Below are 12,193 nucleotides of genomic sequence, written 5' to 3' on the forward strand. Positions count from 1 at the left end.
ACATCCATGCGACTCCGGCGGATCCGCCGGACTCCACGGGTACCCGTCGTGGCATCGTACGAAGCGGTCACCCACCGCCGGGCGGGCCGCTACGCGCCGTGTCCGCTCGCGCCCGCCGGGCCGGACACGGTCTCGGCCTCCACCGGGGGCGGGGTGCTCCCACTCTCCTCGGCGGCGCCCTCGCGGCGGGCCTTGCGCGCGTCGATGAGGCCCTTGGTCCGGCGCACGACCGGCTCCGTCCAGCGCGCAGTGAGCGGCCCGAAGATCACCAGTATCATCACGTACGCCGTGGCCAGCGGTGTGATCCGCGGATCGGTGCCCGCAGCCAGCCCCGCGATGACGATGGAGAACTCCCCGCGCGCCACCAGCGCCCCGCCCGCGCGCAGTCTGCCCCTGCTGCCCACGCCCGCACGCCCGGCCGCGTACCAGCCGGTGATCACCTTGGTGACGGCGGTGACCAGGGCCAGCACCAGGGCGGGCACCAGCACCGGCGGAATCTGCGAGGGCGCGGTGTTCAGCCCGAAGAAGACGAAGAAGACGGCCGCGAACAGATCACGCAGCGGGGACAGCAGACTGCGGGCGTTCTCCGCGGTCTCCCCCGACAGCGCGATGCCCACCAGGAAGGCGCCGACGGCGGCCGAGACCTGGAGCTTGGAGGCAATCCCGGCGATCAGCAGGGCCAGGCCGAGCACGACCAGCAGCAGCATCTCCGGGGTGTCCGAGCTGACGGCGCGGCTGATGTGCCGTCCGAAGCGCAGCGCCACCAGCAGCACGATCCCGACCGTGCCCACCGCGATGACCATGGCGACGCTCGTCCCGGCCAGTCCGAGCCCGGCCACCAGCGCCGTCAGCAGGGGCAGGTAGAGCGCCATCGACAGATCCTCGATGACCAGGACCCCGAGAATGACCGGCGTCTCCTTGTTGCCGAGCCGGCCCAGGTCGGTGAGGACTTTGGCGATCACCCCGGAGGAGGAGATCCAGGTGACGCCGGCCAGCGCCACCGCGGCCACCGGGCCCCAGCCCAGCAGCAGTGCGGCCACCGCGCCCGGCACCGCGTTCAGGGCGAAGTCCACCAGGCCGGACGGGTACTGCGTCTTGAGACTGGTGACCAGTTCCGAGGCGCTGTACTCCAGACCGAGCAGGAGCAGGAGCAGGATGACCCCGATCTCGGCTCCGACCTCGATGAACTCCTCGCTGGCCGTCAGCGGGAAGAGGCCTCCGTGCCCGAACGCGAGACCGCCCAGCAGATAGAGGGGGATCGGCGAGAGCCCGATGCGGCCGGCGAAGCGGCCCACCAGGCCCAGACCCAGGATGACGGCGCCGAGTTCGATCAGCAGGACGGTGGTGTCGTGCACGGAGGGCCTTTCAGTTGTCCAGCGGCTTTGCCATGGCTCAGGTGCCGGAGATGATGCGGGTCAACTCGTCCACCCCTTCCCGGGTGCCGACGGCGACGAGGGTGTCGCCCGCCTCCAGCCGGAAGTCGGGGCCTGGTGAGGGCACGGCCCCGGTACGTCGGAGGACGGCCACGATGGAGGCGCCGGTCCTCGTCCGCGCCCGCGTCGCGCCCAGTGGCTCCCCGCTGTAGGGGGACTGGCCCGACATCGGGATACGGGCGGTGACCAGGTCGATCTCCATCTCGCAAGTGCCCAGCCTGGGATTCTCCCCCGGGGCCAGGATCTCGGCGAGGGACTCGGCCTCCTCCCGGTCGAGCTGCACCGTGCCCTGACAGGCGTCCGGGTCGTCCTCGTCGTAGAAGCCGAGGAACCTGCGGCCGTCCTGATGGGCCACGACGGAGATGTGCCGTCCGTTCCGGGTGGTGATGTCGTACTGCTTGCCCAACCCCGGCAGCTTGGTGCTCTTGGTCGTCATGGCGTGCTGCCCTTCTGGGAACCTTCCATGAGGTCTGCGTGGCTCCTGCTACCTAGCGGCGGTACTGTCCGGGTCCGTACGCTCCAACGCCGGACGGGGTCCCGGTTCTTCCTCGTTCAGCAGCCAGTCGGCGGCTGCCGTGTCGGTCACCAGGCTGGTGACCAGTCCGGAACGGAGCACCGCGCCGATCGCGGCGGCCTTGCGGTGGCCTCCGGCGATGGCGACGACCTCCGGAATGCGGCGGAGGCGTTCGGCCTCGACCGTGATGCAGCGCTCGCCCAGGTCCCGGCCGATCCGCCGGCCCCGCGCGTCGAACAGGTGCGCGGACATCTCGGCGGCCACGCCCAGGGACGAGTAGTGGTCGCGCTCCTGCGGGCTGAGCATGTCGTGCACCGTGGAGATCCCCGGCTCCCAGGAACCGATGGAGACGGCGGCGACGGTGACCTTGTCGAAGTACTCGAAGGCGCGCGCGATACCGGTCTGGTTGCGCAGCGCCGCCGCGGTGGCGCTGTCGGGCAGCAGCATCGGCGCGTAGATGGGGTGCGCCTCACCCCCGGCGACCTCGGCCGCCCGCCGTACGGCCTCCACCGATCCGCGGTCGGCCGTCCCAGCGTCGTAGACCCCCGTCAGCTGCACGACAGTGCACGGCGGAAGCTGACGGAGCGCGGTCGCCATATGGATGGTCGAACGCCCCCAGGCCAGCCCCAGGACATCGCCGTCGGTGACCAGCTCGCCGAGCAGATCGGCGGCCACCTCGCCCAGATTCTCCGGATCGGCGGCGTCGTCCACCGCCTCGGTGGGCGACTCGACCACGACGGCGTGCCGCAGCCCGAAACGGGCACGCAGCGCGTCGGAACGCTCCGCGTCGAGTTCCGCGGGCACCCGGATCTCGATCCGGACCAGGTCACGCTCCAGGGCGGTCTCCAGCACCCGGGCCACCTTGAAGCGGCTCACCCCGAACTCGTCCGCGATCTGGATCTTGGATTTGCCCTCCAGGTAGAAGCGGCGGGCCATCGCCGCCGCCTGCATGAGCTCGGCGGGTCCCATTCGCGTGGCTCGCCCCGACGACACCGCTCTCACCTCACTGTCTTGCCGTGTCCGCGCTGCTGGCACTGACGCGCCGCGCGTTCATCCTTGCAGATCCCCCGACTTTCGTGACCGTGGTCACCCAGCGTTCATCTCAGCTCTCCCGAGCCGGACCTCCCGCCGCAGCCGCCCGCTCCGCCTGCCGGCGCAGCGCCCGCACCGCCTCCGCCGGGTCCTCGGCGCCGTAGACGGCCGAACCCGCCACGAACACATCCGCGCCGGCCTCCGCGCACCGCTCGATCGTGGCGGCGGAGACACCGCCGTCCACCTGCAGCCACAGTTCGAGACCGTGCTTGTCGATCAGCTGCCGGGTACGGCGGATCTTCGGCAGCATGATGTCCAGGAACGCCTGCCCGCCGAACCCCGGCTCGACCGTCATCACCAGCAGCATGTCCAGCTCGGGCAGCAGGTCCTCGTACGGCTCGATCGGGGTGGCCGGCTTGAGCGCCATCGAGGCGCGGGCACCCTTGGCGCGGATCTCCCGCGCCAGCCGCACCGGGGCGGCGGCGGCCTCCGCGTGGAAGGTGACCGAGCCGGCCCCGGCCTCCACGTACGCGGGCGCCCAGCGGTCCGGCTCCTCGATCATCAAATGGCAGTCCAGCGGAATGTCCGTGGCCGCCCGCAGCGACTCGACGACGGGCGCGCCCAGGGTCAGATTGGGCACGAAATGGTTGTCCATGACATCGACATGGAGCCAGTCGGCGCCGTCGGCACCGCCGACGCGCCGCGCCTCCTCGGCGAGACGCGCGAAGTCGGCGGACAGGATGCTGGGGTTGATCTGAGCCATGGTTACCAGTATTCCGTGTGAGCGTTCGAGGTGATGACGCGCGGTGGGGCGGGCGGAGCCTGCCCGGGCGGATTAGGCGGTACGGCGCAGCAGCGCGAGGTACATCGCGTCGGTGCCGTGCAGATGCGGCCACAACTGCACGTCCGGCCCGTCGCCCAGACCGGGCACCCCGGGCAGCAGCGGACGGGCGTCCACCAGTTCGGCGGCCGGACCCTGCGGCTCCCTCTCCAGGCCGCGCAGCACGTCGTCCACCACGGCGCGGGTCTCCGCCAGATGCGGCGAACACGTCACATAGGCCACGACACCACCGGCACGGGCCGCCGCCACGGCCTCGCGCAGCAGTCCGCGCTGCAACGGCGCGAACCCCGCCAGATCCTCCGGCCGGCGCCGCCAACGCGCCTCCGGCCTGCGGCGCAGCGCCCCCAGCCCGGTGCACGGCACGTCCACCAGCACCCGGTCGAAGCTGCCCGGCCGCCACACGGGCCGCGTCCCGTCCGCGCTGACCACGGACCACGGCCCCGGATTGCCCTCCAGCGCACGCGCGACCAGCCGGGCCCGGTGCGGCTGCTTCTCCGCCGCCAGCAGCGCGGCACCCCGCCGGGCCGCCAGCGCACCGAGCAGCGCCGCCTTGCCCCCGGGCCCCGCGCACATGTCCAGCCAGCGGGAGTCCGCACCCTCCAGCGGCGCGTCGGCCAGCGCCAGCGCCACCAGCTGGCTGCCCTCGTCCTGCACCCCGGCCCGGCCCTCGCGCACGGCGTCCAGCGCGCCGGGCTCGCCGCCCTCCGTCATCCGCACCGCGTACGGCGACCAGCGGCCCGGCACGGCGTCGGCACCCGTGCCGGTCAGCTCCTCGGTGGTGGCCCGTCCCGGCCGCGCCACCAGCGTCACCTCGGGGCGCTCGTTGTCGGCCGCCAGCAGCGCGGTGATCTCCTCACGGCCGCCGCCGAGCGCGTCCCACAACGCGGACACCACCCAGCGCGGATGGGCATGCCACAGCGCCAGATGCTCCTCCGGGTCCTCGTCGTAGGGCGGCGCGACCCGCTCCAGCCAGCCGTCGAGATCGTCGGCCGTGATCCGGCGCAGCACCGCGTTGACGAACTTCGCCCGCCCGTCACCCAGCACCACCCGGGCCAGCTCCACGGTGGCGCTCACCGCCGCGTGCTGCGGAATACGGGTGCCGAGCAGCTGGTGGGCCCCCAGCGACAGCACGTCCAGCACGGGCGGGTCCACCTCGCGCAGCGGCCGGTCGACGCATTCGGCGATGATCGCGTCATAGGTGCCCTGGCGGCGCAGCGTGCCGTAGACCAGCTCGGTGGCCAGCGCCGCGTCCCGCGCGTCGAGACCGCCTTGCGCAGGGTCCTTCTCACGGGCCTTGCGCAACAGCGGGGGCAGCACCAGATTCGCGTAGGCGTCACGCTCGTCGACCGCGCGCAGCGCCTCGAACGCGAGGATGCGGACCGGGTCCTTACGAGGCCGCCGGTACGGCTTGCCGGGCCTGCCGCCCCTGCGGGATTGGGTGCTCACTGCTGAAGGTGCTCCGCTGGATGAGGGATCAAGACCTCCACCCTACGACCCCGCACGGCTGTCCCCGACCGCCGCCCGCCCTCGCCCGTACCGAGGGGGCGGGCCGGGGGCCGGCCGCTCTCCCATGGGGGCCGGGCCCCGGGCCTCCGCCCCCCCGGGAGGGCGGACATCGCTGTACCGGGGCGGCTGTGCCGTCGCGGTGCCCGTCCCCGCGGAGCGGCGCTCCGGGACCGGTCCCGGAGCCCGACCCGTCACCGGAGAAGGGTCACGCGTCGAACCGGGCGCCCGCCTCGATCCGCGTGCCGCGGGCCCAGTCCGCGGCCCGCATCGGCTTCTTGCCCTGCGGCTGCACCCACTCCAGCTCGACCGGGTGCGACCCCGTACCCACATGCACCGCGTTCTTGCCCACGCGCAGCTCGCCGGGCGCCGGCCCGTCGCCCTCCGCGCCGTCCGCCACCGGCGGCATCAGGGAACGGACCTTGAGCCGCTCGCCCCGGAAGACGGTCCACGCCCCGGGTGCCGGTGCGCAGGCCCGCACCACCCGGTCGACCCGCAACGCGGGCGCGGTCCAGTCGATCCGGGCGTCCTCGACGCTGATCTTCGGAGCGAGGGAGACTCCCTCCTCCGGCTGCGGCACCGCCTCCAGGGAACCGTCCTCGATGCCGTCCATGGTGGCGGCCAGCAGCCCCGCACCGGCGAACGCCAGCCGGGTCAGCAGGTCACCGCTGGTGTCCCGGGGACGCACCTCCTCCGTCACCACGCCGTAGACCGGGCCGGAGTCGAGCCCCTCCTCGATGAGGAAGGTGGTGGCGCCGCTCATCTCGTCCCCGGCCAGCAGCGCGTGCTGCACGGGGGCCGCACCACGCCAGGCCGGCAACAGCGAGAAGTGCAGATTCACCCAGCCCTTGGGCGGCACGTCGAGAGCGACGCGCGGCAGCAGCGCACCGTAGGCGACCACCGGACAGCAGTCCGGACCGATCTCGCGCAGCCGGGACAGGAAATCCTCCTCCCGGGGCCGGGCGGGCTTGAGGACCTCGATCCCCGCCTCCTCCGCCCGCTGGGCGACCGGGCTGGGCACCAGCCGCCTGCCGCGTCCCGCCCGCGCGTCGGGCCGGGTGACCACGGCGACGACCTCGTGCCGTTCGGAGGCGATCAGGGTGTCGAGCGCGGGAACGGCGACCTCGGGGGTGCCTGCGAAGACGAGCCTCATCGGTGGCGAACTACCTCTCACACGGGGAAAGACAGCCCAGTTTACGGTCAGCAGGCCGCCCGCACCCCAGGGGGCGTACGGGCTTCCACGCGCCCTGCCCGAGCCTCTTCCGCGCCCCCGCACCGTGACCAGAAGCCCTCCCATGGCGTTGGTCAAGTCAGATTGACCGAATCGAGTGCCGCTTCGCCCAGGCACCGCGGCCTCGCTCCGTTCCCTCCTCCCGAGGGCTTCGCACAGCCACACACCCCATCCAGCACCACAGCTGAACAGCCCAATGTCAGCCGGTTCGAGAGGCTTCTTCATGGCCGACCACGCAACCCACGACGCCCAGGCGCGGGCCAGCCTGCACCTTCTGGTGCGGGACATCGAGCGGGTCCGCCGGCAGGTGGACGCGCTGCGCACCCTCACGGCGCAGCTCGGCAACGTCTATCGCCCGCGGCGCACCGGCCCGTCCACGGGCTTCGTCGTCTACGGCCGGGCCCCGGCACCGACCGTGAGACTCGCCCAGGAACTCCGCGACAGCGTCGAGACCCTGGTGACCGCGGCGGTGGACTTCGACCGCTCGCTCGGCTTCTCCTGGGACGCCGTGGGCTCGGCGCTGGGGGTCACCAAACAGGCCGTGCACCGCAGGTACGGCTCCGCACGGCGCGCCGCCCCCCGCAACCCCGAGAACGCCGAGGCCGCGGCGCCGGCCCGCCAGCCCGAGCCGGTTCCCGCCGGGACCCGCACGCTCCCCGCCGTACCGGCACGGCCCTCGGTGCCGGCCGCCCGTTCCATTCCCGCGCAGCCCCCGTCGCCCTCCGGGTACGACCCGCGTCACGACCGTCATGACCGGCACGACCCGCGGAACGACCCACGGCACGAGGCCCGGCACGACCCGCGGGCCGAGGCGGCCCGCCGGGATCCACGCGCCGGCGCGCTGCCCGCCCCCCGCAACGGCTGACGCCTCCCGGCCGGCAACACCCCCTGCCCGGTGCCCTCCGCACCGGGCAGCGCCGTGCCCGGAAGCCGCCGGCCGCTGCATCCACCGAGCCGCCGCCACCAGCCGCCGACCGCCAACTGCCGTTCGTCGAACACCGACCGGACGGCCCGGGCCGGCGCCCAACCACCGACCGGACGGCCCGGAACCGGCCCCCAACCACCCTGCGGCCACCGACCACCCGCCCCCATCCGGGAGGGCCGCGCTCAGCCGATGTCGAGGGGATCGACGCGGACGTGCGGTACCGGGCCCTCCCGGCGTGCCAGCCGTCCTGCCAGAGCCGTCTTCAACGCCGCCGCCAACGGTGCCCCACTGCCTCGCGGCACCCGCACCAGCGCCCGCTCCCACAGTTCACCGGGCGGCGGGTCGCCGGGGCGGCGGGGGCGCCCCGGCTCCACCACCGGCAGCGGGACGGGACCCAACACCTGTGCCCCCTCCGGGAGTCCGGCCTCCTGCGCGGAGGTCAGCAGCGCCTCGACGGCGTCGGGCGGGCCGGTGACCGCCGCCATCCGGGAGACCGGCGGGAAGCCCAGCTCCGCCCGGTCGGCCAGCTCCCGCAACGCGTGCCCGGCCGGGTCCCAGCGCACCAGGGCCTGCACCGGCCGCATCCCCTCCTCGGCCACCAGCACCACCGTGCCGCCCTCACCCTGCGGACGCACCAGCGAGGCGGCCCCCATCCAGCGGCGCAGCGCCTCCTCACCGGCCCGCAGGTCCGGGCGGCCCAGCAGTGCCCACCCGTCGAGCAGCAGCGCCGCCGCGTACCCGTCGCCCTCCGGCACCGGCTCAGCGCCGGGTGTGGCGACGACCAGTGCGGGGCGCCCCGGCACCGACTCAAGGATGTGCTCCCCGCCCGACGTCCGTACGGGCACCGACGGAAAGGCGCGGCCCAGTTCCTCCGCCGTCCGGCGGGCCCCGATGACGCTGCCGCGCAGCCGGGTGCCCGCACACATCGGGCAGCGCCACTCCGGTGTCTCCCGGGCACACCACGCGCACCGCAGTGCCGTGCCCTCTCCCGTGGCCTGGAGGGGGCCCGCGCAGTGAGCGCAGCGCGCCGGCTCCCGGCAGCGCTCGCACACCAGCCGCAGGACGTAGCCCCGCCGGGGCACCTGGACCAGCACCGGGCCCCGCTCCAGCGCGTCCCGCGCCGTGTGCCACGCCATGCTGGGCAATCTGGCGCTGCGCGCCGCCGGGTCCCGGCCTTCGTCGCCCTCGGCCGCCGTACGCACCCGGGGCATCACCGCCCGCACCGTTTCCCGGTCGGCCGCCAGCGGACGCGCGAATCCCGACTCCACCAATTGCGCCGCCTCCACGGTGCAACCGTGCGCCCCCAGCAGGAACGCCGCCTGTTCGGTGACGGCACGCTGGATCAGCACCTCGCGGGCGTGCGGCTGGGGGGCGCGCTCCTCGCTGTGGCCGCTGTCGCCGTCCTCCCAGATCGCGGCGAGCCCGAGCCTGCGCACCGGTGCGAACATCGCCGCGCGGGTGCCCACCACGGCGCGCACCGCGCCCCGGCTGACGGCCAGCCAGCGGCGGTACCGCGGCTCGGGCCCGGCGTCGGCGGTCAGCAGGACGTGCTGCCCCTCCCCGACCAGGGCGGTGAGCGCCGCGTCCACCCGCGCTGCGGACTTTCCGTCGGGCAGGACCGCCAGTGCGCCTCGCCCCGCCGCCAGCGTGGTGGCCATCGCCCGGGCCAGTTCGTCCGCCCAGCCGTGCGGTCCGGGCAGCGCCGTCCACACCGCGCGGGGCGCCCCCTTCCCCGCGAGCGCCTCCAGGAAGGCGGGCCCCTGCGGATAGCGTGTCCAGCCGCCCGGCGCCGGTGGCTGCGGTCTGGGCGGGCGACGCGGCGAGGGCTGCTTCTCCACTCTGGCCCGGCGCGGCGGCACCGCGAGCTGCACGACGTCGGCGAGCGAGCCGGCATAGCGGTCGGCGACCGCCCGGCACAGCTGGAGCAGTTCCGGGCCGAGGACCGGCTCCGGTGAGAGCACTTGGGCCAGCGGGGCGAGCCGCCCGGTGAAGTCGGTGTCGGCCCGGCGCTCCACGATGAACCCGTTGATCAGTCCCCCGCCCTCGCGGCGTCCCTCCCGTTCCCCGGCGCCGAACCGCACCCGGACGCGGACGCCCGGCTGGGCCTCCTCGTCCATCGCCGCGGGGACGGCATAGTCGAAGAACCGGTCGAGATGGGCCAGGCCCTTGTCGACCAGGACACGCGCCACCGGCAGCCGTGCGGCGAGCTCCGCGCCCCGCCATGTGCGGGGTTTGGCCCGGGGGCGGCGGGCCTTGTGCTCCCGTACCGTCTCCCGGATCAGCGCCAACTGTTCCGGCTGCCCTTGCGGCTCCTCGCTCTCGGCGTCGTCCCTGCTCACGGGGCCAGTCTCGCAGACCGCTCCGACACCGGAGCCGTTCCCGGCAGCGGCATCCGCACCGCCCCGTCCGCCGCAGCCGGGCATGCTCACCGCGTCACCGTCGGTGTGCCGGCGGGCTTTCCCGCGCCGGCGCGTGGGCTCTTGGACGGCAGTGTGACGTCGCGCATGGAGACCAGCGCGGCCACGGCGAGCAGTCCGCCCACGGCACCGGCCCAGGCGACGGTGTGGCCGAGCGCCTCACCCAACGCGGCCACGCCCGGGCCGCCGCCCGGATGCCCGCCGGGACGGCCGTCCGTCGGGGCCGGGGCCGAGCCGCTTGTGGCGCCGAAGGCCGCCGACCGGCGTACGAGCAGCGTCTGGGCAACCGCCAGGCCCACCGCACCGCCGAGTTGTTTGGTGAGGGCGGCGCCCGCCGTCGCGGTTCCCATGTCGGCGCGGGGAACGGCGTTCTGCGTGGCGATGGTGAGTCCTCCCATGGCCGGGCCGGTGCCGAGCCCCGCGAGCAGCAGCCACAGCCCGGTCAGCGGCGGGGGCGTCGTCGGCCCCAGGGCGGCGAAGGAAGCCGTGCCCAGGGTGAGCAGGCCCGCGCCCGCCAGAAGAACGGGTTTGGTGTGGCCGCTGCGCAGGATCAGGGCGGCCGTCAGCCGGTTGCCCAGCGTCATGCCGATGAGGAGGGGCAGCAGCATCAGCCCGGAGACGGTCGCCGAGTATCCCCGCACATGCTGGAAGTAAAGCGGTGTCAGGATGCCCAGCGGCAGGGCTGCGGCCTGGAAGAAGAAGCCGGCGGTGAGCAACGCCCCGTACGAGTGGTGGGTGAACAGCCGCAACGGCAGTACGGGTACAGCGGCGCGGCGTTCAACCGGAACGAGGGCGACAAGGAGCAGCAGGCCGACGGCGAGCGTGCCCGCCACGGCAGGATCGTCCCAGCCGACCGGCCGCCCCGCCTGCGCGTTCCCCTTGAGGCTCAGCCCGATGAGTACCAGGGACAGCCCGGCCGTCAGCAACCCGATGCCCGCTACGTCCAGACACCGGCTCTGCTCCGGGTGGTCGGAAGGTCTGTGCTCCGGCAGCACTCTGAGCAGGACGTAGGCGGCGGCCAGGCCGAGTGGCAGGTTCAGCCAGAAGGCCCAGCGCCAGTCGGCGTGGTCGGCGAGCAGACCACCGATGAGAGGTCCGCCGACCATGCCGACGATCATCATTCCGGCGAGTGCCGTCTGCATCCGCAGCAGCCCGCCGCCGCGTTCCGGTGGAAAGAGATCGCGCAGCAACGCCATGCCGAGCGTGAGCAGCGCACCCGCCCCCAGCCCCTGTGCGGCACGGGCTATCACCAGCGCCGACAACGTGCCGGCGAACCCACAGGCCAGCGAGCCGACGAGGAAGAGCGTCAGCCCGCCCAGCAGCAGTCTGCGCCGGCCGTACAGATCCGAGAACCGGCCGTAGACGGGCACGCTGACGGAGGACGTCAGCAGGTAAGCGGTGACCAGCCAGACGTACCAGGACGAGCCGTCCCCGAGCTGCTCGACGATGCGCGGCAGCGCGGTACCGACGACCGTGCCGTCGAGCATGGCGAGGAACGCGCAGCCCAGCAGAGCGCAGGCCACCAGACGGCGACCGGGCCGCCCCAGCGTCGCATAGGGGTCCGCTCCCCCGAGGACGGCGACGCCGCTCACCCCGCACCGCCCCGCTCGTCTCCCCCGGAGGTGACCGCGCCGTTCAGGAAGAGGTCCACGAGCTCTTCATCGTCCAGCGGCTGCGACGCGACCAACCTTCCGGCGCTCATCAGCATCAACTGGAAGAGGTCGGCGAGCCGTTCGGGCTCGAGGCGCAGCACGTCCCGGTCGGGTTCCAGCAGCGCGGCGAGCGCCGCACGGGGTGCGGCCAGCCCTTCCTCGCGCTGTCGTCGGCCCTCCTCCATGTCCTCGGCATCCGAGATCCGGGCCGCCTTTCCGACGGGGGCCAGCGCCCCGGCCACATCCCCTATCCGGTTCATATAACCGCGCATGACCTCGGCCGCTTCCGTCAGCCGGCTCCGCAGAGGCTGGTCGAGGGCGATGCCCTCCAGGTGCGCGACAGTGTCGTCGGGCCGCAGCGCCTCCTCCATGCACGCCGCCAAGAGTGCCTCCTTGTCGGTGAAGACCCGGAAGATCGTGCCCTCCCCGATCCCCGCCGCCCGCGCGATCTTCGCCGTGGTGACCAGCGGTCCGTACTCGATGACGAGCGGCAGCGCAGCCGTCACGATCATCGCCCGTCGCTGTTCCGCGCTCATCGCAGGCGCCCTGCGCCTGGCCTGGGACTCGTTCATGCACCCATCGTACGGAGTGAGCACTCACTCCGTCAATGAGTGAGCCCTCACTCCCGACGCCGTCTCGACGGCC

At 73.7% G+C, this 12,193-nt stretch carries 10 protein-coding genes; 1 reads left to right on the forward strand and 9 read right to left on the reverse strand.

Going from position 1 to position 12,193, the window contains the following annotated elements; all coding sequences use genetic code 11:
• Window positions 1-89 precede the first annotated feature (89 nt).
• The 6 genes from IO40_RS0104065 to fmt all read right to left on the reverse strand — a co-directional run bounded on the left by IO40_RS0104065 (window position 90) and on the right by fmt (window position 6,476).
• Window positions 90-1,355: a cation:proton antiporter gene (locus IO40_RS0104065; protein ID WP_016467678.1), complete on the reverse strand. Its 1,266-nt coding sequence runs from the start codon at window positions 1,353-1,355 to the stop codon at window positions 90-92.
• A 37-nt stretch (window positions 1,356-1,392) separates the two neighbouring features.
• A complete protein-coding gene (locus IO40_RS0104070; RefSeq protein WP_030406833.1) occupies window positions 1,393-1,869 on the reverse strand; it encodes a cation:proton antiporter regulatory subunit in 477 nt (158 codons plus the stop codon).
• Between the two features lie 48 nt (window positions 1,870-1,917).
• Window positions 1,918-2,916, reverse strand: coding sequence for a sugar-binding transcriptional regulator (locus tag IO40_RS0104075; RefSeq protein ID WP_016467680.1), 999 nt, complete (start codon window positions 2,914-2,916; stop codon window positions 1,918-1,920).
• Between the two features lie 133 nt (window positions 2,917-3,049).
• Window positions 3,050-3,742, reverse strand: coding sequence for a ribulose-phosphate 3-epimerase (gene rpe, locus IO40_RS0104080; protein ID WP_016467681.1), 693 nt, complete (start codon window positions 3,740-3,742; stop codon window positions 3,050-3,052).
• A gap of 72 nt (window positions 3,743-3,814) precedes the next feature.
• On the reverse strand, window positions 3,815-5,266 hold the full coding sequence (locus tag IO40_RS0104085) for an RsmB/NOP family class I SAM-dependent RNA methyltransferase (protein WP_016467682.1): 1,452 nt from the start codon (window positions 5,264-5,266) through the stop codon (window positions 3,815-3,817).
• Between the two features lie 265 nt (window positions 5,267-5,531).
• Window positions 5,532-6,476, reverse strand: coding sequence for a methionyl-tRNA formyltransferase (fmt, locus tag IO40_RS0104090; RefSeq protein WP_016467683.1), 945 nt, complete (start codon window positions 6,474-6,476; stop codon window positions 5,532-5,534).
• 301 nt (window positions 6,477-6,777) lie between these two features.
• Here fmt and IO40_RS33110 point away from each other — a divergent pair, with 301 nt between their 5' ends.
• Complete coding sequence (locus tag IO40_RS33110; RefSeq protein ID WP_030406831.1) at window positions 6,778-7,419, forward strand: hypothetical protein; 642 nt, start codon at window positions 6,778-6,780, stop codon at window positions 7,417-7,419.
• Between the two features lie 242 nt (window positions 7,420-7,661).
• On the opposite strand, the gene IO40_RS0104100 is transcribed toward IO40_RS33110, so the two are convergent.
• From IO40_RS0104100 to IO40_RS0104110, 3 genes are all read right to left on the reverse strand, one after another.
• Window positions 7,662-9,818, reverse strand: coding sequence for a primosomal protein N' (locus tag IO40_RS0104100; protein ID WP_031174890.1), 2,157 nt, complete (start codon window positions 9,816-9,818; stop codon window positions 7,662-7,664).
• A gap of 86 nt (window positions 9,819-9,904) precedes the next feature.
• Window positions 9,905-11,488, reverse strand: coding sequence for an MFS transporter (locus tag IO40_RS0104105; protein ID WP_031174891.1), 1,584 nt, complete (start codon window positions 11,486-11,488; stop codon window positions 9,905-9,907).
• Window positions 11,485-12,120, reverse strand: a complete 636-nt coding sequence (locus IO40_RS0104110) for a TetR/AcrR family transcriptional regulator (protein ID WP_033228387.1) — start codon at window positions 12,118-12,120, stop codon at window positions 11,485-11,487. The genes IO40_RS0104105 and IO40_RS0104110 overlap by 4 nt, the downstream gene beginning before the upstream one ends.
• Window positions 12,121-12,193: the final 73 nt, after the last annotated feature.

Source organism: Streptomyces albus subsp. albus (assembly GCF_000725885.1).
Taxonomy (GTDB): Bacteria; Actinomycetota; Actinomycetes; order Streptomycetales; family Streptomycetaceae; genus Streptomyces; species Streptomyces albus.

Bases quoted from the DNA above. Each gene is read 5' to 3' on its own strand.
- IO40_RS0104110 (WP_033228387.1), bottom strand. From the start codon at position 12,120: ATGAACGAGTCCCAGGCCAGGCGCAGGGCGCCTGCGATGAGCGCGGAA.
- IO40_RS33110 (WP_030406831.1), top strand. From the start codon at position 6,778: ATGGCCGACCACGCAACCCACGACGCCCAGGCGCGGGCCAGCCTGCAC.
- rpe (WP_016467681.1), bottom strand. From the start codon at position 3,742: ATGGCTCAGATCAACCCCAGCATCCTGTCCGCCGACTTCGCGCGTCTC.
- IO40_RS0104070 (WP_030406833.1), bottom strand. From the start codon at position 1,869: ATGACGACCAAGAGCACCAAGCTGCCGGGGTTGGGCAAGCAGTACGAC.
- IO40_RS0104075 (WP_016467680.1), bottom strand. From the start codon at position 2,916: ATGGGACCCGCCGAGCTCATGCAGGCGGCGGCGATGGCCCGCCGCTTC.
- fmt (WP_016467683.1), bottom strand. From the start codon at position 6,476: ATGAGGCTCGTCTTCGCAGGCACCCCCGAGGTCGCCGTTCCCGCGCTC.